Source organism: Micromonospora sp. PTRAS2 (assembly GCF_054052245.1).
On sequence record NZ_JBSWBU010000002.1, the window covers coordinates 706,775 to 732,696 of the forward strand.

21 protein-coding genes are annotated in these 25,922 nt (G+C 73.5%); 9 read left to right on the forward strand and 12 right to left on the reverse strand.

Going from position 1 to position 25,922, the window contains the following annotated elements; all coding sequences use genetic code 11:
• Nucleotides 1–54 precede the first annotated feature (54 nt).
• Both ACVMYR_RS09010 and nfi read right to left on the reverse strand, forming a co-directional pair.
• Complete coding sequence (locus ACVMYR_RS09010; protein WP_457121734.1) at nucleotides 55–1,143, reverse strand: hypothetical protein; 1,089 nt, start codon at nucleotides 1,141–1,143, stop codon at nucleotides 55–57.
• Nucleotides 1,144–1,263: 120 nt separating this feature from the next.
• A complete protein-coding gene (gene nfi, locus ACVMYR_RS09015) occupies nucleotides 1,264–1,950 on the reverse strand; it encodes a deoxyribonuclease V (protein ID WP_457121538.1) in 687 nt (228 codons plus the stop codon).
• 157 nt (nucleotides 1,951–2,107) lie between these two features.
• On the opposite strand from nfi, the gene ACVMYR_RS09020 reads away from it, so the two are divergent.
• Nucleotides 2,108–2,626 carry a hypothetical protein gene (locus tag ACVMYR_RS09020; RefSeq protein ID WP_091284052.1) on the forward strand — a complete coding sequence of 173 codons (519 nt, stop codon included), beginning with the start codon at nucleotides 2,108–2,110 and terminating at the stop codon, nucleotides 2,624–2,626.
• 50 nt (nucleotides 2,627–2,676) lie between these two features.
• Here ACVMYR_RS09020 and ACVMYR_RS09025 read toward each other — a convergent pair whose 3' ends face one another.
• The 3 genes from ACVMYR_RS09025 to ACVMYR_RS09035 are packed head-to-tail and all read right to left on the reverse strand — an operon-like array spanning nucleotide 2,677 to nucleotide 8,269.
• Nucleotides 2,677–3,408: a Clp protease N-terminal domain-containing protein gene (locus tag ACVMYR_RS09025; protein WP_077936367.1), complete on the reverse strand. Its 732-nt coding sequence runs from the start codon at nucleotides 3,406–3,408 to the stop codon at nucleotides 2,677–2,679.
• A gap of 50 nt (nucleotides 3,409–3,458) precedes the next feature.
• Entirely contained in the window at nucleotides 3,459–7,802 is a 4,344-nt protein-coding gene (gene eccCb, locus ACVMYR_RS09030; protein ID WP_457121539.1) for a type VII secretion protein EccCb, read from the reverse strand.
• Between the two features lie 2 nt (nucleotides 7,803–7,804).
• On the reverse strand, nucleotides 7,805–8,269 hold the full coding sequence (locus tag ACVMYR_RS09035) for a hypothetical protein (protein ID WP_457121540.1): 465 nt from the start codon (nucleotides 8,267–8,269) through the stop codon (nucleotides 7,805–7,807).
• A gap of 140 nt (nucleotides 8,270–8,409) precedes the next feature.
• Here ACVMYR_RS09035 and ACVMYR_RS09040 point away from each other — a divergent pair, with 140 nt between their 5' ends.
• Nucleotides 8,410–9,237, forward strand: a complete 828-nt coding sequence (locus ACVMYR_RS09040; RefSeq protein WP_457121735.1) for a DUF72 domain-containing protein — start codon at nucleotides 8,410–8,412, stop codon at nucleotides 9,235–9,237.
• A 48-nt stretch (nucleotides 9,238–9,285) separates the two neighbouring features.
• Here the strand turns inward: ACVMYR_RS09040 and ACVMYR_RS09045 are convergent, their stop codons facing one another.
• The 7 genes from ACVMYR_RS09045 to ACVMYR_RS09075 form a co-directional block, all read right to left on the reverse strand.
• Nucleotides 9,286–11,103 (reverse strand): hypothetical protein, encoded by a 1,818-nt coding sequence (locus ACVMYR_RS09045; RefSeq protein WP_431896253.1) that lies wholly within the window; start codon nucleotides 11,101–11,103, stop codon nucleotides 9,286–9,288.
• 406 nt (nucleotides 11,104–11,509) lie between these two features.
• Nucleotides 11,510–12,739: an RCC1 domain-containing protein gene (locus ACVMYR_RS09050; protein WP_457121541.1), complete on the reverse strand. Its 1,230-nt coding sequence runs from the start codon at nucleotides 12,737–12,739 to the stop codon at nucleotides 11,510–11,512.
• 172 nt (nucleotides 12,740–12,911) lie between these two features.
• Nucleotides 12,912–14,270 carry a lectin gene (locus tag ACVMYR_RS09055; protein ID WP_457121542.1) on the reverse strand — a complete coding sequence of 453 codons (1,359 nt, stop codon included), beginning with the start codon at nucleotides 14,268–14,270 and terminating at the stop codon, nucleotides 12,912–12,914.
• 341 nt (nucleotides 14,271–14,611) lie between these two features.
• Nucleotides 14,612–15,865, reverse strand: a complete 1,254-nt coding sequence (locus tag ACVMYR_RS09060) for an AMP-binding protein (protein ID WP_457121543.1) — start codon at nucleotides 15,863–15,865, stop codon at nucleotides 14,612–14,614.
• Between the two features lie 156 nt (nucleotides 15,866–16,021).
• Entirely contained in the window at nucleotides 16,022–16,705 is a 684-nt protein-coding gene (locus ACVMYR_RS09065; RefSeq protein WP_077936360.1) for a response regulator, read from the reverse strand.
• Nucleotides 16,702–17,784: a sensor histidine kinase gene (locus ACVMYR_RS09070; protein ID WP_144082556.1), complete on the reverse strand. Its 1,083-nt coding sequence runs from the start codon at nucleotides 17,782–17,784 to the stop codon at nucleotides 16,702–16,704. Before ACVMYR_RS09070 ends, ACVMYR_RS09065 begins: the two co-directional genes overlap by 4 nt.
• A gap of 128 nt (nucleotides 17,785–17,912) precedes the next feature.
• On the reverse strand, nucleotides 17,913–18,863 hold the full coding sequence (locus tag ACVMYR_RS09075) for a UbiA family prenyltransferase (RefSeq protein ID WP_396789421.1): 951 nt from the start codon (nucleotides 18,861–18,863) through the stop codon (nucleotides 17,913–17,915).
• Nucleotides 18,864–19,064: 201 nt separating this feature from the next.
• On the opposite strand from ACVMYR_RS09075, the gene ACVMYR_RS09080 reads away from it, so the two are divergent.
• The 7 genes from ACVMYR_RS09080 to ACVMYR_RS09110 all read left to right on the forward strand — a co-directional run bounded on the left by ACVMYR_RS09080 (nucleotide 19,065) and on the right by ACVMYR_RS09110 (nucleotide 25,889).
• Nucleotides 19,065–19,775, forward strand: a complete 711-nt coding sequence (locus tag ACVMYR_RS09080; RefSeq protein WP_396789422.1) for an AfsR/SARP family transcriptional regulator — start codon at nucleotides 19,065–19,067, stop codon at nucleotides 19,773–19,775.
• A gap of 40 nt (nucleotides 19,776–19,815) precedes the next feature.
• Nucleotides 19,816–20,043: a hypothetical protein gene (locus ACVMYR_RS09085; RefSeq protein ID WP_043962046.1), complete on the forward strand. Its 228-nt coding sequence runs from the start codon at nucleotides 19,816–19,818 to the stop codon at nucleotides 20,041–20,043.
• Between the two features lie 256 nt (nucleotides 20,044–20,299).
• Nucleotides 20,300–21,307: a glycosyltransferase family 2 protein gene (locus ACVMYR_RS09090; RefSeq protein ID WP_043962045.1), complete on the forward strand. Its 1,008-nt coding sequence runs from the start codon at nucleotides 20,300–20,302 to the stop codon at nucleotides 21,305–21,307.
• Nucleotides 21,307–22,290, forward strand: coding sequence for a lysylphosphatidylglycerol synthase domain-containing protein (locus ACVMYR_RS09095; protein ID WP_457121736.1), 984 nt, complete (start codon nucleotides 21,307–21,309; stop codon nucleotides 22,288–22,290). The genes ACVMYR_RS09090 and ACVMYR_RS09095 overlap by 1 nt, the downstream gene beginning before the upstream one ends.
• A 219-nt stretch (nucleotides 22,291–22,509) precedes the next feature.
• On the forward strand, nucleotides 22,510–23,838 hold the full coding sequence (locus tag ACVMYR_RS09100; RefSeq protein WP_198956460.1) for an aspartate aminotransferase family protein: 1,329 nt from the start codon (nucleotides 22,510–22,512) through the stop codon (nucleotides 23,836–23,838).
• On the forward strand, nucleotides 23,835–24,884 hold the full coding sequence (locus tag ACVMYR_RS09105; protein ID WP_077936356.1) for an NAD-dependent epimerase/dehydratase family protein: 1,050 nt from the start codon (nucleotides 23,835–23,837) through the stop codon (nucleotides 24,882–24,884). The genes ACVMYR_RS09100 and ACVMYR_RS09105 overlap by 4 nt, the downstream gene beginning before the upstream one ends.
• Before the next feature lie 18 nt (nucleotides 24,885–24,902).
• Nucleotides 24,903–25,889, forward strand: coding sequence for a UbiA prenyltransferase family protein (locus tag ACVMYR_RS09110; protein WP_198956459.1), 987 nt, complete (start codon nucleotides 24,903–24,905; stop codon nucleotides 25,887–25,889).
• Nucleotides 25,890–25,922 lie beyond the last annotated feature (33 nt).

Here is a 25,922-nt window from a genome sequence, read left to right on the forward strand (position 1 = left end):
CGCCGCAGGTCGCCAACGGCCTGAGCGTATCGGAGCACCGGGGGGCCGCCGGCCTCAGCCGGGCAGGCGCGGCATGATCGTCGTCGCGTCGCCCCCACCGGCGGGCGCGGGCGGCTCGCCGGGCCCCGACCCGCCACCGTCGCCGGGCTGCGTCGCGCCGCCGCCGTAGACCCCGCCGGTGGGCGGCGGAGCGGCCGACGGACCGGGGCGGGCGCCGTAGACCCCGCCGGACGGTGGCGCGGCCGGCCGGCCGTACACCCCGGGGGTCGGCGGCGTCCGGCCCGGCGCGGGCGTCGCGGGCGTCGCCGACCGGTAGGTGGTGCCGCCGGGGTTGCGCGGCAGCGGGACGCCGGGGACGGCGTCGGCGTCGTCGGCCGGCTCCCGGTCGGCCCGCGACCGGCGCACCAGCAGCACGATCAGGCCGACGCCCAGCACGACCAGGCCGACGCCGAAGAGCATGATCCAGGACAGCCCGCCGGAGCCCTCCTCGGCCGCGGCCACGGTGCCGGCCCCGGCGGCCCCGGCGGCGACGGCGGCCAGGGTCGGCTCCCCGGCCGTCGGCGCGTCGGTCGTGGGCTCCGCCGTCGGGCTCGGGCTCGGCGACCGCGACGGGCTGCGGCTCGGGGTGGGCGACGGCTTCACCGCCTGCGGCCCGACCACCCGGGACGCGACGGCCCCCCGGCCGATGGCCCGGCCCCGCCCGTCGACCGCCTCGCCGACCACCGTGAGCCGGCCGCCCGGTGCCCCCGCCGCGAAGGTCAGCCGGTAGCGCATGGTGACGCCCTTGCCCTTGCACAGGGTCGGGTTCGTCGGGGCGGACCGGCCCGTGGCGACCGTTCCGCCACCGCCGGAGACCGGCACCGGGACCCAGCGGCCCCCGAGGCTCACCTGCACGGTGACCTGGTTGGCGGCGAGGCCGGCGAGGCTCAGGCCAAGCCCGGTGCGCAGCACCACGCAGCCCTCGGTGCGCTTGCGCACCTCGACGTTGACCGCGCCGGGCGAGCCGCCCGGCCGGAAGCTGTCGGTGGCGCGCACCCGCACCGAGTCACCCTCGGCCAGGGCCGGCGACGCCCCGGCGGCCACCAGGCCGCCCAGCATCACGCAGACCGCCGCGAGCCGCGTCGCGTGCCGACGTAGTGCCATGATCACCGCCGTTTCTCCCTTCCGGGTCCGCGGGTCAGGTTACTACCGGTCGCCGATCGCGGCTCGGCGCGGAAAGGAGGGGCCCCTTGTTAACGCCTGCGGTAGAGAAGGGTCCCCTTCTCACACCCCGCTGCGGCTCGCGAGCGCGGCGCGGCAGAGCCGGTCGGCGGTGCGGGTGGTCTCCGGCAGCCGGTAGCTCGGCGTCAGCGCGAGCACCCGGGCGCACGCGTTCTCCAGTCCCATCCGGTGCCCGACGCTCACGAAGACCGGCTTCACGCCGTCCCGCGTGCGCAGCACCCGGCCCACCACCTCCCCGCCGTCGCACAGCGGGGACGAGGCGCCACGCGCCCCGGCCGGCGGCTCCCACCGCCCCACCAGCGGCGTCTTGCCGACCCCGATCGCCGGCAGGCCGGTCACCACGCCCAGGTGGCAGGCGAGCCCGAACCGGCGCGGATGGGCCAGCCCGTGCCCGTCGCAGACCAGCAGCTCCGGGCGGACGGTCAGCAGTTCCAACGCCGCCAGCAGTGCGGGCAGCTCCCGGAAGGCGAACAGCCCGGGGACGTACGGGAAGGCGGGCCGGCCCACACTCACCGCCTGGTCCACCACGGCCAGCGTCCGGGCGTCCAGCACGGTGACGGCCGCCGCGAGCCGGTCGCCGCTCTCGGCGTACGCGACGTCGAGGCCGGCCACCGTCGCGGGCGCGGCGGGTCCCGGCCCGGTGAGGTCCACCAGCGGGCGCAGCCGGTCCTGCACGGCGAGCGCCTCGGCCTCGGTCCGGGGCGGCGGGGCGGCGACCGGGGTGTCCACCCGGTGATCGTAGGCGGCGCCCCACACCCCCGGCGCGTCGTGCCGCCGGGGCGCCGCCGCGGCGACACACCCGTCCGGTCCAGACCGCTGTTTCGCACACCTGTCGGGTAATTTCTTCTGGTCCGACAACCGGTCACCGACAGGAGAAGCTCCGCGCATGGGCAAGAAGACGATCCACGTCTCCGACTTCAGCGGCACCGTTCTGCAGCCGGACGACGAGGTGGTCCGCGTCGTGGTGCTGGAGCACCCCGACCTGGTCGCGGGGCCCGTGCAGCTGGACGCCACGGCGACGGAGGTGGAGAGCATCGACGACGCGGCCCTGGACGTCGCGGTGGTCGAGATCCATGACCGGCACGGCGGCGGCGAGCCCCGCCGGGTGGTGCTGACGGCCAGCGAGTTCGACGCGCTGGCCACCGACGTGCCGATGGCCCAGTTGCTGAAGACCGCCGAGCGGGTGCGCCCGCCGAAGGCCCGCAAGGGTGCCGAGAAGATCGACTACGGCACGATCGAGCACGCCGGCAAGCCGCACCGGGGGCGGGTCACCGAGGAGGAGGCCCGGTTGGTCCGGGAGCAGCTCGACGAGGTGAACAAGCGGCTCGCCGACGCCGGCATCCGGCAGGTCGACCCGGCCGACCCGGAGCACGCGGCCCGCTACGGCTTCCCCGCCGAAGACTGACCCCCGCCGCGCGTCGGGCACGCACCCCCGTGGCGCGTGCCCGACGCGGCTCAGGCCCGCTTGCGGGTGAGCTCGGCCAGCGCGCCCTCCACGGCGGACTCCATGGCGTCCTTCTCCAGACCGAGCCCGCCGAGCACGCCGTCGCCGCCCTCCTCCTCCAGCAGGGCGAGCAGGATGTGCTCCGTGCCGACGTAGTTGTGCCCCATGCGCAGCGCCTCCCGGAACGTCAGTTCCAGCACCTTCTTGGCCCGCGCGTCGAAGGGGACCAGCTCCGGGACCGGGTCGGCCTGCGCCGGCAGGGTCGCGGTGACGGCCTCCCGGACCCGTTCCAGGGGTACGCCCCGGGCCGCGATCAACGCGGCCGCCAGTCCCTCCGGCTCGGCGAGCAGGCCGAGCGCGACGTGTCCCGGGGTGATCTCGGCGTTGCCGGCGGCGCGCGCCTCCTCCTGCGAGGCCAGCACCACGTTGCGGGCGCGCGGGGTGAACCGGCCGAACCCGGCGCTCGGGTCGAGCGTGGCGGCGGTCTCCGCCTTGGCGGCGGAACGCTTCTGGGCGGCCTGCTTGCTGACCCCCATGCTGCGGCCGATCTCCGTCCAGGACGCGCCGGAGCGGCGGGCCTGGTCGACGAAGTGGCCGATGAGGTGATCGGCGATGTCGCCGAGGTGGTCGGCGACCACGACCGCGTCGGTGAGCTGGTCGAGCACGTCGGGGCGGGCCTTCTTGATCCCCGCGATGAGGTCGTCGAGCCGGACCGAACTGGGAAGCTGGGCGTTTTCCGTCATGCGTCAACCATAGGTTGACGCACCTCAGACCGTCAACCCGAAGTTGACGATCACGCCTCCGCGAGCGCGGTCTGGATCAACTGCTGCCCCTCCCGGCGGCGGACCAGCACCCCCCGGCCCGGCGGCAGCGGACGCGGACGCAGGCTCCCGAGGATCGCCCCCTCCCCCCGGTCGCCCGACATCAGCAGCCCGGCCGAGCCCAACTCCCGCAGGGTCTGCAGCACCGGCTCGTAGATCGCGCGCCCCGCCCCGCCGCTCCGCCGGGCCAGCACCACGTGCAGGCCGACGTCCCCCGCCACCGGCAGCAGCTCCCGCAGGGCGTGCAGCGGGTTGGTCCCACCCGCCGCCATGAGGTCGTAGTCGTCCACCAGGACGAACAGCTCCGGGCCCCGCCACCAGCTCCGTTCGCGTAGCTGCTGCGGGGTGACGTCCGGGCCCGGGAGCCGTTCGTGCAGGACGGCACGGATCTCCGCGACCGTCTGGGCGAAGGACTGCTCGGAGGGGGCGTAGTCGAGCAGGTGCTCCCCCTCGACGGCGCCGAGCAGGCCCCGCCGGTAGTCGGCGAGCACCAGCCGCGCCTCGGCCGGGGAGTGACGCGCGACGACCTGCCGGGCGACGAGCCGGAGCAGGTTCGTCTTGCCGCACTCGGCGTCGCCGAAGACGACCAGGTGCGGGTCCGCCGCCGGGTCGAGCACCACCGGGCCCAGCGTCGCCTCGTCCAGTCCGATCGGCAGGCCCCGCTCCCCGGCGGGGCACGCGCGGTCCAGCTCGGCGACCGTCAGCCGCAGCGGCAGCAGCCGCACCGGCGGCGCCGCCTCCCCCGGCCACGCCGCGGCCACCCCCGCCACCAGCTCGGCCGTCGCCTCCGCCAGGTCGGCGACGCCGTCGCGGCCGTCGACGCGCGGCAGGGCGGCCAGGAAGTGCGCCCGGTCGCCCGCGAGGCCGCGCCCGGGGGACCGCTCCGGGACGTTCGCCGCCGCCCGCCGGCCCATCTCCGACTCGTACGGGTCGGCGAGGCGCAGCTCCAGCCGGGTTTCGAGGCGGTCCCGCAGGCCGGGCCGGAAGTCGCCCCAGCGGCCGGAGGTGACCAGCAGGTGCACCCCGTAGGACAGCCCACGGACGGCGACGTCGGCGACGGCCTCCTCCAGTTCCTCGTGCTCCCGCCGCAGCGTCGGCCAGCCGTCGACCACGAGGAACACGTCGCCGAACGGGTCGTCGGGATACGCGCCCTCGGCGCGCAGGCGGCGGTAGGCCGCCATGGACTCGATCCCCAGCTCCGCGAACCGGTCCTCGCGCCGGTCGAGGATCCCCACCACCTCGGCGACGGTCCGGCCCACCGCCTCGACGTCACGCCGCCCGGCCACCCCGGACACGTGCGGCAACCCGGCGAGGACGCCCAGCCGCCCGCCGCCGAAGTCGAGGCAGAAGAACTGCACCTCCCGGGGGCTGTGCGTCAGCGCCAGCGCGGCCACCACCGTCAGCACCAGCGTGCTCTTGCCGGTCAGCGGCGCGCCCACCACGGCGACGTGCCCGCCCGCGCCGGCCAGCTCCACCGTCAGCGGGTCGCGGCGCTGCTCGTAGGGGCGGTCGACGACCCCGACGGGCACGGCGAGGAACCCCGGCAGGTGGGCCGGCGGCCCGGGGGCGGTCGGGTCGACCGGCGGCAGCAGCCCACCCAGGGTGGGCGAGGCGTCCAGCGGCGGCAACCAGACCTGCCGGGCACGGCGTCCAGCGCCGCGCAGCCGGCCCACCACGATGTCCGCGAGGCTGTGCCCGGCCAGGTCGGGCGGCGGCGGCTCCGCGTAGCCGGTGCGCAGGCCCACCGGCCCCGAGACGTACGCCGCCCGGAACCGGACCGGATCACCCGACCCGGTGCGCAGGTAGCCGCTCCCGGGGAGCGACGGCAACCCGTACGCGTCGGGCACCCCGATCACCAGCCGGCTCTCCTGCGCCGTGAACGTCCGCAGGGCGATCCGGTACGACAGGTAGGTGTCCAGCCCGCGCAGCCGGCTCTCCTCGACCCGCTGGCCGGCCAGCAGCAGGTGCACGCCCAGCGCCCGGCCGACCCGGCCGATCCGGGCGAACAGCTCGCCCAGGTCCGGCTGGACGGTGAGCAGGTCGGCGAACTCGTCGCAGACGACCAGCAGCACCGGCAGCTCCACCAGCTCCGCACCGGCCGCCCTGGCCTGCTCGTACGCCCACCAGTTCGGCAGCGTGCCGGCGGACCGCAGCAGCTCCTGCCGGCGGGCCAGCTCGCCGCCGAGCGCGTCCCGCAGCCGGTCGACCAGGGCCGGGTCCTCGGCGAGGTTGGCGACGTGCCCGGCGACGTGCGGCAGCCCGTCCAGCCCGGCGAAGGCCGCGCCGCCCTTGAAGTCCATCAGCAGCACGTTGAACCGGGCGACGGAGTGCCGGGCCGCCAGCCCGAGCACGAGCGCCCGCAGGAGCTCGCCCTTGCCCGACGCGGGCGCGCCGACCAGCACCCCGTGCGGGCCCATCCCGTCCCGGGCGGACTCCTTCAGGTCCAGCAGCACCGGCCGGCCGTCCTCCGCCACGCCGATCGGCAGCCGCAGGAAGTCCGGGCCGAGCGGCTCGTCGGCGCCCGCGAAGTCGACCAGCGCCGCGTGGTCCGCCACCCCGATCAGGGCCAGCGCCTCGTCGGTGTGCCCGGAGAACGGCGCCCGCACCCGCCGGCCGGCGACGGCCTCCTCGGGCTCCCGCGCGCTCGACCACGCCTGCGCGATCAGCGACACCATGAGCCCGGCCTCGTCCACCGCGCCGGGGGCTTCGGTCTCCGGATCGGCGTCGCTGACCGTCAGATCCGGCAGGGCGATGCGGAAGGTGCGCCGGCCGTGGATCGCCCAGCCCGGCAGGTTCGCCGGCAGCCGCCCCGCCAGGTCGGGGCTGACCCGCGACTCCTGCGGCTGGGACAGCCGGGTCTCGATCCTGGCCTGCGGCAGCTCCAGCAGCTCCTCCGGGATCGCCCGCCAGCTGCGCTCGACGACGGCCACGTGCACGCCGTACCCCAGGCCCTTGTTGGCCAGGTCGACCACCCGGGCGGTGAAGTCCGGCAGCAGGGCGGCGAAGTCCTGCCAGCGGTCGACCACCAGGAACACGTCCGGGTACGGCCCGCCGTCCAGGGTGGCGCGCCGGGCGCGCAGGCCCGTCGGCGACTCCAGCTCGTAGCGGCGGAACAGCTTCTTGCGGGCGAGGACGTCCCGCTCCAGCCGGTCCAGCAGCGCGCCGACCTCGGCGACCTCGTCGTCGCCGACGACCTCGCGCACGTGTGGCAGGCGGCGCATCGGGCCCAACCAGTTCCCGCCGGACTCCAGGCAGTGGAAGGCCACCTCCTGGTCGGAGTGGGTCAGCGCCAGCCCGCCGACGATGGTGCGTAGCAGCGTGGTCTTGCCCGTCCCGGCCCGACCCACCACCAGCAGGTGCCCCTCGGACGAGGCGAGGTCGAGCCAGAGCGGTTCGCCGGCCGGCTGGTCGAGCCGGTGGGCCTGGCCGACCGGCACCTTGAGCAGCCCGCGCCGCCGCCAGTCGACCGCGCAGAGCCGCACGTCGTCGGTCGGCTCCAGTGGCCCGAGCAGGTCGCCGAGGCGCAGGTCCCGGTGGTCGCGCCGCTGCCGCTGGCGGTGGTGGCCCTCCCGCGACAGCGCGATGTGGATCTCGTCGCTGACCTGCCCGAACTGCGACGGCGACTGCGACGTCGTGCGCCTCGGCAGCTCCATCCGCACATACCGCCACAGGTCGTCCGGGGTGATCCGGCCCTGGCCCGTGAGGTCGGCGGCACCGGTGCTGAGGCCCTGGATGACCGTCTCGGTGAACGCCGAGCGCAGCCGGGGCGCGCCCCCCGACGCGGGGCGGCCGTCGTCGGCGCGCTCCACCGAGTTGGTGGCGGTGATCACGTACCGGCCGTACCCGGTCTTCAGCTCACCGTCGATGGCCAGGTCGTCGGTGGTCTTGAGGCCCTGCCCCTCGAACGCGCCGCTGTAGCAGCAGTCGAGCAGGAGCACGAAGCTCGCCGCGTCCGACTCGTCGAGCAGCTCGCGGACGAACGACGCCGACACCGCCGTGGAGGAGAGCCGGTCGACCTCCGTGTTCGACACCGCCAGGTGCAGCCGGCCCCGCTTGCTGCTGCGCACCCCGTGACCGGAGAAGTAGAGCAGGACCAGGTCCTCCGGGCCGGCCGCGCGCAGCATCGACTCCATGGCCCGCTCGATCGAGCTCTTCGACTCGTTCTCCAGCAGCACGGTCTGGTCGAACGCGCCGATGTCCGCGTCGGCGAGCAGGCTCAGCAGGTCCCGCGCCTCCTCCCGGGGCGCGTACAGGTCGCTCAGCGCCTCGTCGACATACCGGTCGTTGGCGATCAGCAGGGCGCGGCGCTGTCCCACGGTCAGCCCCCGGCGGCGGCACCGCCGCTCGTCCCCGCCGGCGGCAGCGCGCCCGGCTCGGCGGGCGGAGGCGGCAGCGCGCCCGGCTCGGCGGCCGGGGGCGGGTCGGCCAGCAGCGCGACGAGCTGGGCGACGAGCGCGTCGTCGACCTTCGTCGCCCCGGTGATCACCAGCTCCCGGTCACCCCGGCGCAGCCGGACCGACCGGGCCTTGATCCGGTCGGCGTAGGCCACCGCGATCAGCGCGATCGTGCGCATCGTGGCGGCCGAGAAGAGGCCGCCGACGGCCAGCATCCCCAACTCCCAGGCCTGCTGCGACTTGCCGTGGGTGGTCGCGGGCGACTGGGCGTACGCGACGCGCAGCCCCCGCACGGACCGCAGGTCGTCGGCGAGCCCGCCGGTGAGCTGGTCGACCCGTTCGGCGGAGACCGCCGCGGCAGGCTCCACGAGCAGCTGAAGCTCCGACATGCGCACCTCCGTCAGACGGGCGGGATGTCCACATTCAACACCACCGACGCCAGTCCGGTGGGCCCGTGCCACCCGGGGCGGACACCGGCCCGGCGCGCCCGGATAGGGTCTGGCCCATGCGGCTGCACGTGGGATGCGCGATGTGGGCGCACCGGTCGTGGCAGGGGCGCTTCCTGGCGCACCCGCTGCCCGCCCAGGAGCGCCTGCGGCACTACGCCGGCTGGTGCGACGCGGTCGAGGGGAACACGACGTTCTACGCGACCCCGAGCCGGGACGCCGTGGCGTCGTGGGCGCGGCAGACCGGGCCCGACTTCCGGTTCGTGGTCAAGCTGCCCAAGCTCGTCACCCACGAGCGCCGCCTCGCCGACGCCGACGCCGAGCTGGGCGCCTTCCTCGACGCGATCGAGCCGCTCGGGCCCCGGGCCCACGCGCTCTGGGTCCAGTTGCCGGGGTCGTTCGCCCCGGCCGACGTGCCCGCGCTGGCCCGGTTCCTGCGCCGGCTCCCCGCGTCCCACCGGCAGGCCGTGGAGGTGCGCCATCCCGCGTTCTTCGCCGACGCCCAGGCGGCGCGGCTGCTCGAGGAGACGCTCGCCGTCACCGACGCCGAGTGGATCCCGTTCGACACCACCGCGTTCTTCGCGAGCCCACCGACCAGCGACGCGGAGCGGGAGGCGTGGACGAGGAAGCCGCGCCTGCCGCTGCGGACCCGCGCGCTGACCGACCGGCCGATCGTGCGGTACCTCGGCCGCGACGACCCCGAGCGGACCGTCGGCGGCTGGCGGCACTGGGTCGACGTGGTCGCCGGCTGGCTGCGTGAGGGCCGCTCGCCCACCGTGTTCGTCCACACCCCGGACAATGCCGACGCGCCCGCGCTCGCCCGCCGGTTCCACGACGAGGTGCGCGGGCGCGTGCCCGGCGTCGAGGCGCTGCCCGAGCCGGTGCCGGTCGGGCCCCTCACCCTCTTCTGAGTGCCCCGGGGGGCCGCCCGGTGCCGCCGGGCAGCCCCCCGGGATCGGTCAGCGTCCGGTGGGGGTGAGCCTGATCAGCTCCCAGCCGCCCTCCGGCACGTCGTCCGTCGGGTCGGTACGCAGGTTCATCGGGTTGGCCATTCCGAGGTACAGGGTCGAGCCGTCGGCGACCATGGTGCGGAAGCCGTAGTTGAGGTAGTTGCCCAGCCCCTTCGTGTCCACGGCGGTGGCCCCCCGCAGGCTGGACTCGAACACGTACAGGTCGCCGCCGTAGAGCTCGGGGTCGATCTCGATCGGGTCCAGGTCGTCGCTCAGCCCGCGCGCCGCGTTGGCGAAGCCCATCTGCCGCGCGGCCTCGGGCAGCAGGTCCTTCGCGAGGTAGCTCCAGTCCATCGTGCCGACGAAGAGCCGGCCGCCGGCGACGGCCATGGTCCAGGTGTAGTTGGTGTAGACGTTGCCGAACCCGCTGTGGCCGTACTTCGGCTTGTAGCCGGTGGGGGTCCACTTCCAGGCGCCCGCGCCCTCGTTCGCCGTCGGGTCGTACGCCGGTAGCACCCGCTCCCCGTAGAGCAGCTCCACCTTCTCCCGGTCGGTGTCGAACCGCTTGCCCCGGAAGATGCTCACCGGGCGCTGGGTGTTCTCCAGCATCGCCCGCGCCGCGGTCTCGTCGGCCGGCGGGTACAGGTCGGCGACCACGCTCGTCGACTTCATCGGGACGTGCATCGTCCCCCAGTAGAGGTAGCCCTGGTAGGACATCAGCGCACCGAGGCCGTACGTGCCAGCGATGACCGGGTCCGGCTCGTAGGACGCCGCGCTCCAGACCTGCTTCCAGCCGACGGTGTCCTCCTCCGTCAGGCCGGGCGCGCCGTCGGCCAGCGGCGGGCTCATCCAGACGCCGGCGACGGCGGGGTTGGGCTCGTCGGCCGGCGTGACGCCGGGACGGCCCCAGCCGGTGCGGGCCGTCGAACGCGCGGCGAGCGACCCGCCGGTCGCCGCCGACCAGGTGCTGACGAAGACCCGACCGTCGTGCTCCGTCAGGTCGGCGATCTGGGCGGGCAGCTTGCCGACCTCGACGAAGTTGAACGGGTTGGTCCGGTCGCCGGCCCAGCGCAGCATGTACCCGCCGTCCCGGCCGTTGGCGCCGACCCCGACGCCCGCGTAGAGGACGTCGCCGGCCACGAGGAAGTGGCGGATGTTGCCGTACTTGGTGAAGTTGGCCGAGCCGAGGTAGTCGCCGGTCGCCGTGTCGAACGCGAACATGTTGACCGTCTGGCCGAGGGCCGGCCCGGCGAGCAGGACGACGCCCTGGTGCGTCCCGCCGGCCCGCAGGCCCAGCGTCCTCTTCAGCCTGGACGCGTCGTCGGCCGACGCGTTCATGATGACCCCGGTCTTCTCCGTCTGCACTTTGGAGGCCAGGTCGTAGACGTACACCCGGGGCTGCCGGTGGTCGCCCACGTTTGTCGGCATGGTCGGGTTCTGTACGACAATCTGACTGCTCGCGAACTCGCAGACATAGTCGTCGTTCAGCCGCGGGTTCGGCAGGGAAAGAGTCGAACCCGTTACGATGCAGTTAACATTTGCTCCGGTGCCGAACCACAGGCGATTGTTGGCCTGGGCGAGCGACCACACGTACGCCTGGTTGACCTTGGCCTGTCCCTGCGCACACGGCGGGCCGGCCGGATAGGGCTGCCCGATCCCGGCGAAACATTCGTCGGGAAGCGCCTTTCCGAGCAACTCGTGCTCGAATGTCGTCGACGCCCGCGGCAGCAGCCCCGGCTCCCCGGGAACGGCCGCCGTGGACGGCGCGGCGGCGAGAACCGGCAGGACGCCGAGTGCGACGGCGGAGAACAGCCGCCATCTAGACATTCTGGGCCGATGCATCAATGCCCTCTCTCTCGACACAATCTCTTCGTCGTGATGCATTGACGATTACCGGACACGACGAAAGCGACACTCACCGTAACGGAGGATCGCCAACTCGGGCGCGGCAAAACGTCTACGGCATCACTGCCGGGAGTCCGGCAGAAATCCGGCTGAATGACAAAAATGGATATTCGGCTCGGATTCCGAGCGCCCACAGCGTACCGCCGAGGACTGCTCCTGTCAGCCGGTCCCCGGTGGACGCGAATGGCGCCGGCGAATGCCCGGCCACTCCGGGAGAACAGAAGAAGGCCCTGGCCTGGTGATTCGCACCCAGGCCAGGGCCTTACCGTCGGTACGCCGCCCGGACCGGGGTCCGCGAGGCGGAGAAGAACGGGACGTCCGGTCAGGCCTACACGACCACCTGTGCGGGGGTCGACCGGTTGGTGGTGGTGCCGTCGCCAAGCTGCCCGGAGATGTTGTTGCCCCAGCACCACAGGCCACCGTCGGTGCGGATCGCGCAGCCGTGGTAGGTCACGGCGAAGCCGTCGGTCCAGGTGGTGGCGGTGCCGATCCGGGTCGGGGTGTTCCGGTGGGTGGTGGTGCCGTCGCCCAACTGCCCGGAGTTGTTGTTGCCCCAGCACCACAGGCTGCCGTCGGTGCGGACCGCGCACGACGAGTCGACGCCGGCGTCGACCCGGGCCCACGTGGTGGCGGTGCCGACCTGGACCGGCGTGGTCTGGAAACCGGTGCCGCCACCGAGCTGGCCGTACCCGTTCTCGCCCCAGCACCACAGGGTCCCGTCGGTGCGAACCGCGCAGGTGTGCGCGTAGCCGGTCGTCACGCCGGCCCAACTGGTCGCGGTCCCCACCTGCGTCGGCGTCGACCGGTAGCTCAGGATGCCGAGGCCGAGCTGGCCGTCCGTGCTGTCGCCCCAGCACCACAGGGTCCGGTCGGTGCGGACGGCGCAGGTGTGCGCGTATCCGGTCGAGACGCTCGCCCAGGTGGTCGCCGTGCCGACCTGCAGCGGGGTGGTCGTCCAGTAGGGAGACGAACCGGTGCCCAGTTGCGTGTTGCGGTTCAGGCCCCAGCACCACAGGGTGCCGTTGGTCCGGACGCCGCAGGTGTGGTTGGCGGCGACGCTGACGCTGGCCCAGTTGGTGGCGTCACCGACCTGCACCGGGGCGGTGCGCCTCGTGGAGGTCCCGTCACCGAGCTGCCCGTTGGAGTTGCCGCCCCAGCACCACAGCGTCCCATCCGTGCGCACCCCGCACGTGCTGCTGGTGCCGGCGTCGATGCGCGCCCAGGTGGTGGCCGCACCGGCCTGGACCGGGGTGGTGCGGTTGGTGGTGGTCCCGTCGCCGAGCTGGCCGCTGAGGTTGTCGCCCCAGCACCACAGCGTTCCGTCGGCGGGAATCGCACAGGTGTGCGCGTTACCCGCGGCCACCCGGGCGACCGGCGCGGCGGCGAGCGAGGCGTTCAGCGACCCGCGCGCGGCGGAGCCCGTGCCCGCGGTGGCCGGGCCCGCCGTGACTCCGACGGCGAGCGCCGCGATCCCGATGGCTGTCGTCGCCGCGGCGACGGCTGTTCTCGCCGCCCGCCCCCAGCGCACCCACCGGCTGCCGTCCTGATGTTCGTTCATGTGCTGTTCTCCCCACAAAACGTCGTTTCCTGCACGGCGGAGGCGGCGTTGCCCCGGCAGGCCGCCAGCGGCCCGCCACGTCGATAAGTTGACCTTATGCATCGGCCAGCGTCAATCTATAGCCTGTCGGGGCACCGCCGGATCCACCGTTTCGTCCGCGACGTTCAGCGGGTCAGCTACGGCTCCACTTCTGGCTGGCCGCCCCGGTGCAGTCCCAGATCTGGGTGCGCGTCCCGTTGGCCGTACCGCCGCTGACCAGGTCCAGGCACCGGCCCGAACCGACGGCGGTGATCGTGCCGTCGGCGTTGAACCGCCACCGCTGGTTGGACTGGCCGTTGCAGTCCCAGATGATCACCGAACTGCCGTTGGCGGTGGCACCGCCGTTGACGTCGAGGCACTTGCCGCCGAAGACCCGCAGCTCCTGCGCCGCGGTCGAGGTCCAGGCCTGGTTGCTCTGGCCGTGGCAGTCCCAGATGATCGCCGCAGCGCCGTTGGCCTGCGAGCCGCCGTTGACGTCCAGGCACCGGCCTGCGGTGGTGTTGCGCACGGCCGAGGTGCCGCCCGGCGGCGGGGTGGTCGGGCTGACGGTGGGCGACGGCGTCGGACCCGTGCTGTCGAACTGGGTGAAGAACCGCCACACCTCGCCCTTGGTCCAGGTCCGGACACCGCTGTCGCCGCCGCCATCCACCGGGCCGGGGGTGTGGCCGCCGTCGAACGCGGCCCACACCACCGGATAGCCGGACCGGCAGCCGGAGTAGGTGGTGGTGACGTGGGTCAGGCTGCCCGCCCTCGGCTCGGGCGGGTTCTGCGCCGTGCACCCGTTGTTGCGCACGAACGTGTCGCGCAGGGACCGGCCGGCGGAGACGTTGAGCACCGGGTCCCCGATGCCGTGGATCCCCATGTACGCGATCGGCTGGGTGCCGCCGCTGCAGCCGCTGAGCTGCCCGCCGGAGTAGACCGCGACGGCGCGGAAGACGTTCGCCCGGGAGCAGGCCAGGGAGTAGCTCATGCCCCCGCCGTAGCTGAAGCCGAGCGCGAACAGCTGCGTCGTGTCGACGCACAGGTCCACCTCGATCTGCCTGATCATGTCGTCGACGAAGGTGACGTCCTGGCCGCCGGGGTTGGCCCAGCCGTTGCCGTTGCCCTGGGGCGCGACGAAGATCGTGCTGTTGTTCGCCTGCTGGCGCAGCCCGTAGTAGGACCAGGCCGCCCCGTCCGTCCCGCCGGAGTCGACGTCGTTGGCGGTGCCGCCGTTCCAGTGGAAGCCGAAGATCAACCGGTAGGGGTGGTTCCGGTCGTAGTTGTCGGGGATCCGCAGGATGAAGCTGCGGTTCTGGCCACTGCTCTGGATGGTCCGCTGGCCGCTGGTCAACGTGGGCGCCTTGCCGCACCCCGCGGTCGCCGCGGCGGCCCCGAGGCCCGCGGCCGACGCGGCTCCGCCCAGGCCGCCGGCCAGTGCCGTCGCGCTCACGCCGGCGACGAGGATCGCCGCCGCCGCGATGGTTCCGAGAATTGGTCTGCGCTTCGCCATGATGGGCTCCTGCCACTCGGCACGGACTGATTCAGGTGCGGGGGTCCACGGCGCTCCCCTGCCGGCCGCTCCTGATGGCGCACACCGCTGGGGAGACACCGGGAGAGGCGCACGACGTGCCCGCGGTGCCCGGCTCCGCCTCCGCAGGCTCCATCTCCGGTCTCGCTGCCCATGCAGGACCGGATGGTCTTCGAATCGTCGACGGCATCCGTACCGCACGGAGCCGGACGCAGCCCGGACCGTCCGCTGGCGTCGAACCGATTCGGCAAGACCCTAGAACCATCGAGTGAGATATGTCAATGCCATGTCCGGCAGGTTGCGGCCCCGACAACCCCGTACGCTCAGTCCTCCCCCTCGACGAGCGCGAACCCGTGCCCCGGCAGACACCGCGCCCGGCACCCGGTCCGGAACATCCGGCTGCCTTCGGGCGCGCCCAGCGGATCGGGCAGGAAACGGGCCAGGGTCAGCTCCGGCCGGTCGAGGTACCCGACGGCCAGCATCGGGCCGGCCAGGAACAGCTCCCCGACCTCCCCCGCCGGCACGGGCCCGAAGCCGGCGTCGAGAAGGTGCCACCGGTGCTGCGGCAACGGCGTCAGCACCTCGCCCCCCGGCACCACCGCCGCCATCATCGAGGTCTCGGCGAAGCCGAACAGTTCCATCTCGTCGGCCCGGCCGGCGTTCCGGTCGATCCGCAGCGACCACCGTGCCGGCCCCGCCGTCTCGTCGTCCCGGGCACCCGCGCCCGGCGCCTGCGCCGCCGGCAGGAGCAGTTCCGCGCCGGTGAGCAGCGCGCGCGTCGCCGCCACCACGCCCACCAGCGGGCCCGCCGACGCCGGCACGCTCACCCGGTCCCCGTGGCCCGACGGCGGCAGACCACAGGCGCCGGCCAGCCAGCTCAGCTGCGAACCACGCCACACCACACCCACCGCGCCGTCGGCCAGCGGCACCACCAGGGACGGCCCGGGCTCGTCCCCCGCCGGCACGGCCAGCGACTCCTCGGTGCGGCCGTTGGCCTGCCAGAACGCCCCGGTCACGCTCCGCCAGCGCTGCCGGACCACCGGCCACCCGCCGGGCGTCGCCGCCCCCGCCGGGGTCAGCACCAGCTCCGGCTGCGCCTCCCGCACCGCCGCGTCCGGGCGACTGCCGACACACAGGACACAACTGGCTCCGGTGGCCAGCACCGCGAGGGCCGCCGCGACCAGGTCCTCGGCGCGTTCGCCGACGACGGCGACCCGCCGGCCGGGGCCCGCCCCGGCCGCGACCAGCCGGTCGGCGACGTCGTCGATCGACTCCCACAGTCGTCGGTAGGACAGCCGCAGGTCGCCGACGCACAGCGCCGGCGCGTCGGGCTGCTCCCCCGCAGCCTTGCGGAGCAGACCGACGAGGCTGATGTCGGTCGCGAGGGAGCGGGTCGGGTCGTTGGCCCGCGTTACGCCGGTCAGCTCCGCCACCTGCCGGCCACAGGCCTGGATGGTGCCGGCGAACGGCATGGCCCGCCACCCCGCGGGCGGCCGTCGACCGATGGGCCAGACCGCGAAATCCCGGGCCTGGCTGACCACCAGTTGAAAGTAGCGGGACTCCCTCCACCCAGACATGCGGCGCTCCCAGTTCCGGAGACTGGCCCGGCATACATCCCGCCGGCGCGAGGCCGGGAGAACACCGGGCGAAACCTCGACGACATCCGACCGAACCAACCTAGGCGACGCCGGTCACGGCCCGGTCATGCCTCACGGTGCGCGCCGCGTGGGTCGTCAGCGGGCGCTGGGCCGGTCGTCCATCGGCTTGATCAGCCGGGCGGCGGTCGCCTTGCGGATCGCGTCCACCCGGGACACCGCCTGCAGCTTGGCGTAGATGTTGGTGAGGTGCCGCTTGACCGTGGCCTCGGTGATGAAGAGCCGGCTGGCGATCTGCGCGTTGCTCATCGCCTCCGCGGTGAGCCGGAGGACCTCCAGCTCCCGCGAGGTCAACGGCGTGCCGTTCGTCCGCGGCTTCTGCCGGTCCAGCCGCTCCACCGTCTCGCGGGAGACCGCCAGCAGGACGCTCTGCGTGGGCCGGCGGACCACCGAGCGCACCGCGGCGACCAGGTCGTCCCGCAGGATCGTCTTGAGCAGGTATGCCACGGCGCCGGCCTCCAGCAGATCGTGCACCATGTCCGGGTCGTCGTGCATGGTCAACACGATCACCCGGGTCTCCGGTGCCACCCGTCGGGCCTGTCGGATCACCGCCGCCGCGCCCGGTCCCGGCATCTCCACGTCGAGCAGCAGCACGTCCGGGCGCAGCCGCATCACGAGGGCCAGCGCCTCCGGGCCGGAGGACGCCTCACCGACCACCGCGAACTCCGGCTCGGTGGAGAGCATCTCCTTGATGCCGTCGCGCAGCAGGGTGTGGTCGTCGGCCAGGCACACCCGGATCTGGGACCGGTCCGTGTCGGTCACAGGCCCGCCTCGGCGAACGGGATCCGCACCTCGACCCGGGTGCCCTGACCCGGCGCGCTGATCAGCTCGACCTGCCCGTGCAGCAACTGGGCCCGCTCGAACATCGACGGCAGGCCGCCCCGGGCACGGTCCGGATCTGTCGTGTCGAAGCCGCACCCGTCGTCGACGACCGTGGCGGCCACCGCGTTGTCTCCCACGTCCACCGCGATGTCCACCCGGCTCGGCGCGGCGTGCCGCAACGCGTTGCGGGCGGCCTCCCGCAGGATCAGGTAGAGCTCCTCCAGCACGTCCGGCGGGAGCACCTTGAGATCGCCGTTGGTCACCAGCGAGAACTGCATCGGAGGCGGCACGTTGGCCTCCAGATAGCCGCGCAGGGTGCGTTCCAGGCCGTATTCGCCCACCGAGCGACGGAGCTCGGCGGAGAGGCCGCGCACCGTGCGGACAGCCTCGTCGAGCGACTCGATGGCCGAGTCGATCTTCGCGCGGGCCTGTTCCGGGTCACGGTCGGCGTAGTGCCGGTGCAGGTCGAGCCGGTGCAGGGTGAGGCCCATCTCGTGCAGGACCCGGTCGTGCAGCTCGCGGGCGATCCGGGTGCGCTCCTCCTGCCGGGACGCCTGCAGCTTCTCCATGAGGAAGCCCACGTACGACAGCGAGGCCAGCGCGACCCGGGCCATGATCGCCTCGTGCAGCGCGCGGCTGAGTCGCAGCGCCCCGGCGCTGTCCGTGGCCGGCAGACCGCGCGTGATGATCGGCAGCATCACCTCGAAGAGGGTGGTCGCGGCGCGGAGCGACTGGACCGGGTGGATCCCGCGCCGGGCCCGGTCGGCGCCGATGTCGACGGCGAACAGCCGAGCCTCGCCGACCAGGTCCATCGGTGGCGCATCCGTCATGGACACCCGGGCCGCGACATCGCTGAGCACCGCCTGCACCTGGGCCGCGAGCTGCGCCAGGACGTCGGGACCATTGGCCAGGTCACTCTCCTGCTGACGCAGTGAGCGTTGAAACGCTTCGACGATCTCGCGCGCCATCGAGGACAGTTCGGCCTCGGCCACGGGCTGCATCGCGTACGGATTCGCCACGGACCCCCCCGCTGTCTCGCCAGAGGCTACCACGGTAGCGCGCCTGTAGCGGAGCGTAGACCCTCGGCTGACAGTGACGAAGATAACCGTCCACTGACGACACTGGCGGCCCGTCGCCCGGCCCGTCGTCAGCCGGGGAACAGCCCCAGCACGCTCAGGTGCACGGCGTACTGGCTGACCATGAAGAGCCGGTACGGGCGGCGCTGAAGCCACCGTCCGGTGGCGCCGGCCCCGGTGAGCAGGCAACCGACCACCCCCGTCGCGCCGATGGCCAGCACCACCGCCGGCAGGAGCAGCACCGGAGTCAGCACCAGGGCACCCGTCAGCAGCACACCGCCGGCCACCACCACCAGGACGGCCATCAACCGGCGGGCGGGCCGGTCGCCGAGCAGCACCGGCAGGGTACGCCGGCCGGCCGCCCGGTCACCGGCCACATCGGAGAGGTCCTTGGTGGTGCCGCCCAGCGCCATCCACAGCGACATCGCCACCGACAGCACCACCAGCTCGGGACCCACCGGGCCGCCGGACGCGGCGGCCCCGGCCAGGTAGGTGACGATCCCACCCGAGGCGACCACCAGCACGAAGCCGAACATGTTGCCCTTCTGCGGCCGGGGACCGGCAGAGTAGAGCCAGCCGAGGGCCAGCATCAGCGCCACCAGCCCGGCCAGGCGCGCCGAGACCGCCGCTGCCGACACCAGGGCGAGCCCGGCCAGGGCCACCACGATCCGCCGGGCGACGCCGACGGGGAGCGCCCCGGTGGCGAGCGGGCGCGGCGAGCCGTTGCGCCGGTCCTCGACCTGGTCGGAGAGCCCGTTCAGCAGGTAGACGAACCAGGTCGCGCAGAGCCAGGCGAACGCGCCGACCAGCAGCGACCCGGGCCGGGTCAGCACCGCCTGCGGGGCGGCCACGGCCGCGCCCGCGAGGAAGCGCAACTGGAAGACGACCTGGACGACGGGGCGGGCCTCCCGCCAGCTCGCCGCCACGTGCCGGCAGCCTTCCGCGACCGCCACCGACGACGGCCGTACGACACCGACGGACCGGGAGTACCGGTCGAACCGAATAACCGAGTGGTAGGTCATGTGAATATGGTGGGCGGGAAACGCGTTACCCGGTTCACCCGAGTCACTAACTTACGCCTACGACGTAGGTAGCAGGGCACCTACCACCTAATGCTACTTCCGTCGCCACATTGATTACGCCACCTTGGCCACCACCGCGCAGGCAATTTACGGTCGGCAGGGCACCCACAGCCCGTGAACGACAGAGCGTGGTGGAACACTATGTCAGACATCGCAGTCACGTCGAGCGCCGAACTGCTCGGCGGATTCCGGATCACCATCGACGGTCGCACCGTCACCAACTGGCGGGCCGGCAAGTCCCAGGCGCTCGTGCAATACCTGCTGCTGCACCGGGGCCGACCGGTCAGCCGGGACACCCTCCGCTCGGCGCTGTGGCCGCACCTGCCCCCGTCGGCCGGCGCCACCTCGGTGAAGGCCGCGGTGCACGGGGCCCGGCGCGCCCTCTGCGCGACGGGCGAGCGGCACGCCGCGGTGCGGATCGCCTCGGTGGACGGCGGCTACCTGCTCGAGGCCGACCAGCTCCGGATCGACGTGGCCACCTTCGAACGCCGGATCGCCGCCGCCACCGCCGCGGTCGCCGCCGGCGACCGGGTGCTGGCCGCCGGGCACCTGCGGCGCGCGGTGGAGGTCTACCGGGGCGACCTGCTGCCCACGCAGGACGCGGAGTGGGCGGTGGCCGAGCGGGAGTGGTGCCGCGTCCGCGCCCTGCACGCCCTGCGGCTCCTCAGCGACCTGGCCCTGGAGTCCGGGGACTGGTGGGCCGCGATCCGCTGGAACCGCCGGGCGTTGGAGGTGGACCCGTACGACCCGGCGGCCTTCACCGTCCTGGCCGACTGCCACCGCCAGCTCGGCATCACGGCGGCGGCGCTGCGCTGGGACGAGCTCGCCCAGAGCCGGCTGGCGCAGGTGTGACCCCTGCAAGGACCGACCGCACACCCATGGAGGGAGCAGCATGACCATCACGATCCCGCTGGAGCACCCGGCCCCGATCCCGTCCGCACCGCCCCGGGCCGCCGGTGACCGGCTCTCGGCCGGCCCGCCGGTGACGGACCCGGCGCCGCCCGCCCGCAGCTCGCTGGGCAGCCGGTTCCGGCAGGCCCTGCACCGCGTCCGGCGAAACCTGCTGGCGGTGGCCGACGACTGCCCCCCGATCCTGCTGTACACCGCGCACCGCAACTGAGACCAGCCGCACCGTCCCTGTCCGAGGGCGTTCCGCACGTCGTGCCAGACGTGCGGGGCGCCCTTTTTCTCTGCCGATTTCCCACTGCCGAGAAAGCCCATGCGCTGATGGTCGTAGATGCACCTTCCACCTTTGAGGAAATCCCGCCCGAATGAGGATGCGCCACCTTGGCCGGAGGAATCGACGTCCCTAACGTCGTTGGCACCGGTATTCATCGACGTCGACCACGGCGTCGGGAGTGAGGGGGAGAGGCCGAATGGCCGCTGATGGGCAGAGAGTTTCGGTCGTCATACCGAACTACAACTACGAGAAGACGCTCGGTGCGTGCCTGGACGCCGTGTTCGCGCAGACCCACCGGCCGTACGAGGTCATCGTCGTCGACGACGGTTCCACCGACCGGTCCCGCGACATCGCGGCCCGGTACCCGTGCCGGGTGGTCGACGGCGGAGGCAACCGGGGCGTGTCGGCGGCCCGCAACATCGGCGCACGGGCGGCCACCGGCGACATCCTCTTCTTCGTCGACTCCGACGTGGCGCTGCGCGCCGACGCGATCGCCAACGCCCTGGCGGTGCTCGCCGCCGACCCCACCTGCGGCTGCGTGCACGGCACCTACGACACCCAGCCGCTCTACGACGACGGGCCGATCGAGCACTACAAGGTGCTGCACGCGCACTGGTGGCGACGGCGCAGCGTGGGCCGGGTCAACACGGCGATCTTCGCGCTGGCCGCGGTGCGGCGGTCCGCGTTCCTCGCCGCCGGCCCGTTCCACGAGGAGCTGCGCGACGCCGAGGACGTCGAGTACAGCGAACGGCTCGCCCGGGTCACCGGCATCAGGCTCACCGACACGGTGGTCGGCCGGCACGACGACTGCGCCCGGTTCGGGGACATGCTGCGCGAGCAGTACCGCCGGTCGCTGCCGCTGGCGGCGTTCGCCGGGGCGCACCGCATGCGTGCCGGCAGCGTCGCGGTCAATCCCGCCCTCGGCGTGCTGGCCGCCCCGCTGGTGCTGGCCACCCTGCCGCTGGGGTTGCTGCACCCGGCGCTGCTCGCCGTGCCGCTGGCCTGCTTCGGGCTCTTCCTGCTCGCCGACCCGGGGCTGCTGCCGTTCGTCCGGCGCGAGCGCGGCACGGCCTTCCTGGCCTGGTTCGTCGGCGTACACCTGGTGGCCCAGCTCGCCATCGTGGTCGGCGCGGCGGCCGGCCTGGTCGCCCGGCTGCGCGGCACCGGCAGCCCCCGCCCCCTGCCCCTCGCGGCGGGTCGGTGATGGGCCGGCGGCGGTTGTGGCGCACGGCGCTCACGGCGGTCTTCGTGGTCGCGGTGCTCGGCGGCGTCGCAGTGGCCCTGCGCGGGCAGGACTGGTCGACGCTTGGCCGGCTGCTGCGGCCGGACACCGCCGGATGGCTGCTGGCTGCGCTGCTGGTCACCGGGGCCGGCCTGCTCTGCGGCATGCGGGCCTGGACGCTGACGCTGGCCTCGGTGGGTGCGGAGGTGCCGTCCCGCACCGGCGTACGGATGTTCTTCGTCGGGTTCCTCGGCAAGTTCGTCCCGGGCCGGCTGTGGGGCCTGCTGGCCCAGCTCCGGCTCGGCGACGCCGCCGGGGTCAGCCGGGGCCGGATGGCCGGCACCTACCTGGTGAACCTGGTCGTGGTGCTGCTGACCGGCGGCGCGGTGGGGCTCCTGGTGGCCCCGGCCGTGCTCGGCACCGGCGCCGGGCTGGCCTGGCTGCTCCTGCCGGTGGCCCTGCTGGTGGTGCTGGCCGTCCGGCCCGGGCTGCTCGACACCCTGGTCCGGCTGGCCGCCCGGGTCGCCCGCCGGCCCCAGCCGGCACCGCTGCACCGGCCCGCCGAGGTCCGACGCTCGATCGGGTGGCAGACCCTGTCCTGGGTGCTCTCGGGGGTGCACCTGTGGGTCGTCGCGGTGCTGCTCGGCGCGGACGCTCGCGCCGCCCTGGCGGCGGCGGTCGGCGCGTTCGCCCTGGCCACCACCGCCGGCACGTTCGCCATCTTCGTGCCGGACGGCGCCGGCGTGCGGGAGGTGCTGGTGGTCGCGGCCCTGTCCACCGTCCTGCCCCTGCCGGCGGCGGTCACCGCAGCGGTGGCCAGCCGGGTGCTCAGCACCCTCGCCGAGGTGCTCACGGCGGGCCTGGCGCTGCTCACGGTCGCGGTCTCGGACCGGCTCGCCGCCAGGGGTCGCGCCACCACCCCACCCGCCGGGGCGGACGCCCGGCTCACCCCGACCCCCGGCTGACCCCCGCCGGGCGCAACCACCCCGACTCCACCACCACCTCCGCTCCACCACCACCTCCGCTCCACCACCACCTCCGCTCCACCACCACCTCCGTGAAACCCGCTGAGGAAAGGACCCCTCATGACCGAGCTACTGACCATCGACGACGCGGAGCAGCTCTCCGTCGCCGAGGTGCAGGACCTCTACCGCAAGCACGTCAACAAGAGCCAGGTCAGCCTGATGACCTCGTTCGGCTTCGGCCGGGAGCTGGTCGACCACGCCGAGGGCCCCTGGATCCACACCCGGGACGGCCGGCGGATCCTCGACTTCACCGGCGGCGTCGGGGTGCTCAACCACGGGCACAACCACCCCCGGATCCTGGCCGCCCGCCAGCGCTTCCAGCAGCAGCGGCGGATGGAGGTGCACAAGACCTACTTCTCGCCGTACCTGGCCGCCCTGTCGCACAACCTGGCCGCCGTGTTCCCCGGCGACCTCGACATGTCCTTCCTGCCCAACTCCGGTGCCGAGGCGGTGGAGGGCGCGGTCAAGCTCGCCTACAAGTACCACGGCGGCAAGCGCAACACGATCATGCGCAGCGACATCAGCTTCCACGGCAAGCTGCTCGGTTCGGGCAGCCTCACCGGCAGCTCGCAGAACCACTTCACCTTCCCCGGCATCCCGGGGGTGGTGAGCTTCCCGTACGACGACCTGGCCGCGGTCCAGGCGGCCGTCGACGCGACGCGGGACCGCCGGGGCAAGTGCGACGTGTACGCGATCCTCATCGAACCCTTCAGCGCCTCGACCATGCGCTGGTGCTCGGAGGAGTTCCTGCGCGGGCTGCGTGAGCTGTGCACCCGCGAGGACATCGTGCTCATCTTCGACGAGATCTACACCGGCTGGGGCAAGACCGGCACGATGTTCTACTTCATGCGCTACCCGGGGCTGATCCCGGACGTGGTGACCACGTCGAAGTCCTTCGGCGGCGGCAAGTCCTCGATCTCCGCGTACGTGGCCCGGCGGCCCATCTTCCACAAGGCGTACGAGAGCTTCAACGACGCGCTGCTGCAGAGCACCAGCACCACCTACTACGGCTTCGGCGAGGAGACGGCCACCGCGATCGAGGCGATCAACGTGGCGGTGGAGGAGGACTTCCCCGCCCGGGCCCGCGACATCGAGCGGATCCTGGGCCCCGGGTTGGCCCGGATCGCCAAGGAGCACCCGGACGCGGTCGCCGAGGTCCGCGGCGCTGGCGCCCTGTGGGGGGTGTTCCTCGACGCGCCGCGCGTGCTGGACCTGGTCACCAAGCTGGCGCCCAGCGGCCTGGCCAAGGACCCGCAGTTCGGCACGAAGCTCGTCACCTGCGCGGTCATCAGCGCCCTCTACCGGGACCACGACATCTACACGTACTACACGCTCAACGGCAAGAACCCACTGGTGGTCGGCCCGTCGCTGGTGACCGGCACGGCCGAGGTGGAGCACTTCCTCGACCGCCTGGACCAGACCCTCGCCCAGGGCCTGCCCCGGCTGGTCACCCGTTTCGTCAAGGAGAAGGTGTCGTCGCTGTGGTGAATCAGAACGCAAAGACGGTGGTGGTGACCGGCGGCAGCGGAATGCTGGGCGGGCACCTGGTGCGGGCGCTGGCCGCCGACGGCTGGCGGGTGCGCGGCCTGGACGTGCGCGACCCGATCGAGCCGGTGCGGGGCGTCGAGTACACGGTCGCCGACGTGCGGGACCGGGCCAAGGTCGGTGCCGCCCTGGCCGGCGCGGACGCCCTGGTGCACACCGCCGCCGCCCTGCCCAGCTACCCCGAGGACGAGATCCGCTCGATCATCGTGGGCGGAACGGAGACGGTGCTCGACGCCGCCGCCCGCGCCGGCACGGCCCGGGTGGTGCACGTCTCCTCGACCGCCGTGTACGGCCTGCCGAACGTGGTGCCCACCACCGAGGAGTACCCGCGCGAGCCGGTCGACCCGTACAGCCGGGCCAAGGCCGGCGCGGAGGAGGTCGCCGAGCGGTACCGCGCGGCCGGCATGGTGCTGCCGATGCTGCGGCCCAAGACGTTCCTCGGGCCGGGCCGGATGGGGCTGTTCTCGATGCTCTTCGAGTGGGCCGAGGAGGGCCGCAACTTCCCGGTGCTCGGCAAGGGCGACGTGCGGATCCAGATGCTGGCGATCGACGACCTGGTCGACGCGGTACGCACCGTGCTGCACGCACCGGACGACGTCGCCAACGACACGTTCAACATCGCCGCCGACCAGTTCGCCACCCTGCGGGAGGACTTCCAGGCGGTGCTGGACGCCGCCGGCCACGGCAAGCGCGTCGTCTCGGTGCCGGTGCGCCCCGCCGTCGCCGCGCTGGAGCTGCTGCAGCGGCTGAAGCTCTCCCCGGTCTACGGACGCCTCATCCACAAGCTGCGGGCCGACTCCTACGTCAGCGTCGACAAGGCCCGCGACGTGCTCGGCTGGACGCCCCGACTGTCCAACCGCGACGCCATCCTGCGCACCTACGACTGGTGGCGGGCCAACAACCGCACCGCCGCACCGACCTCGTCCGGCCGGACCAGCCGGGACCCCTGGAAGCAGGGCGCCCTCGGCCTGGCCAAGGCCATCTTCTGATCGGCACCGGAGGTAACCGTGACTGTCCTCGTCGACCCGCCGACCCTCGACCGGCCCGCCCCGGTCGCCCCCACGGCCGCCCTGTCCACCGGCTCCCGCGCCACCGACCGCAACCTGGTGCGTGACCTGACCACCCTGATCCGGCCGCACCAGTGGGCGAAGAACCTGCTGGTGGTGCCGCTGGTGCTGATCGACACCCCCCGGCTCGGCCTGGGTGTCCTCGGCCGGGTGAGCTGGGCGGTGCTGCTGTTCACCCTGGTCTCCGCGCTGGTCTACGTCTGGAACGACGTCTACGACCGGCACCGCGACCGGGCGCATCCCACCAAACGCAACCGACCGATCGCCTCCGGGCGGGTGAGCGTGCCCACCGCGTACGCCTTCGGTGCCCTGCTCGCCACCGCGCTGGTCGCGGCGGTGGCGTTCGGACCGGCGTTCCCGTGGTGGCCGCTGGCGGCCTACCTGACGCTGAACGTCGCCTACAGCAGGGGGCTCAAGCACCTGCCGCTGCTGGACGTGCTCGTGGTGGCCGGTGGCTTCCTGCTCCGGGTGGTGCAGGGCTACCTGGCCGCCGGGGTCGCCGTGTCGAGCTGGCTGCTGATCGCCGTCTTCTCCCTCTGCCTGCTGCTCATCCTCGGCAAGCGGCGGCACGAGATGGCCGTCGGTGGCAGCGCCCACCGGCCCTCGCTCGCCGGCTACTCGGTCCAGTACCTGGACCTGCTGATCGTGCTCTGCGCCGCGGTCGCGATCAGCGGGTTCCTCGGCCACGTGCAGGCCACCATCCCCACCCCGTACCAGGCGCTGGCCCTGGTCGGCTCGACCCCGTTCGCGCTCTTCGCGGTGGCCCGCTACCTCCAGGTGGTGGTCGTCGACGGCGACGGCGGCGAACCCACCCGGGTGCTGCTGAAGGACCGGGCGATGCTGGTCAACGCCCTGCTGTGGGGCGTGCTGATCGGCGGCGTCCTGCTCGTCACCCAACACCCGGCCCTGCTCGCCCTCGCCCACTGACGATCCCGACCCACCTCACCCACCCCCTCCTGA

Bases quoted from the DNA above. Each gene is read 5' to 3' on its own strand.
- ACVMYR_RS09010 (WP_457121734.1), bottom strand. From the start codon at position 1,143: ATGGCACTACGTCGGCACGCGACGCGGCTCGCGGCGGTCTGCGTGATG.
- ACVMYR_RS09020 (WP_091284052.1), top strand. From the start codon at position 2,108: ATGGGCAAGAAGACGATCCACGTCTCCGACTTCAGCGGCACCGTTCTG.
- ACVMYR_RS09025 (WP_077936367.1), bottom strand. From the start codon at position 3,408: ATGACGGAAAACGCCCAGCTTCCCAGTTCGGTCCGGCTCGACGACCTC.
- ACVMYR_RS09035 (WP_457121540.1), bottom strand. From the start codon at position 8,269: ATGTCGGAGCTTCAGCTGCTCGTGGAGCCTGCCGCGGCGGTCTCCGCC.
- ACVMYR_RS09040 (WP_457121735.1), top strand. From the start codon at position 8,410: ATGTGGGCGCACCGGTCGTGGCAGGGGCGCTTCCTGGCGCACCCGCTG.
- ACVMYR_RS09045 (WP_431896253.1), bottom strand. From the start codon at position 11,103: ATGTCTAGATGGCGGCTGTTCTCCGCCGTCGCACTCGGCGTCCTGCCG.
- ACVMYR_RS09050 (WP_457121541.1), bottom strand. From the start codon at position 12,739: ATGAACGAACATCAGGACGGCAGCCGGTGGGTGCGCTGGGGGCGGGCG.
- ACVMYR_RS09055 (WP_457121542.1), bottom strand. From the start codon at position 14,270: ATGGCGAAGCGCAGACCAATTCTCGGAACCATCGCGGCGGCGGCGATC.
- ACVMYR_RS09060 (WP_457121543.1), bottom strand. From the start codon at position 15,865: ATGTCTGGGTGGAGGGAGTCCCGCTACTTTCAACTGGTGGTCAGCCAG.
- ACVMYR_RS09075 (WP_396789421.1), bottom strand. From the start codon at position 18,863: ATGACCTACCACTCGGTTATTCGGTTCGACCGGTACTCCCGGTCCGTC.
- ACVMYR_RS09080 (WP_396789422.1), top strand. From the start codon at position 19,065: ATGTCAGACATCGCAGTCACGTCGAGCGCCGAACTGCTCGGCGGATTC.
- ACVMYR_RS09085 (WP_043962046.1), top strand. From the start codon at position 19,816: ATGACCATCACGATCCCGCTGGAGCACCCGGCCCCGATCCCGTCCGCA.
- ACVMYR_RS09090 (WP_043962045.1), top strand. From the start codon at position 20,300: ATGGCCGCTGATGGGCAGAGAGTTTCGGTCGTCATACCGAACTACAAC.
- ACVMYR_RS09095 (WP_457121736.1), top strand. From the start codon at position 21,307: ATGGGCCGGCGGCGGTTGTGGCGCACGGCGCTCACGGCGGTCTTCGTG.
- ACVMYR_RS09100 (WP_198956460.1), top strand. From the start codon at position 22,510: ATGACCTCGTTCGGCTTCGGCCGGGAGCTGGTCGACCACGCCGAGGGC.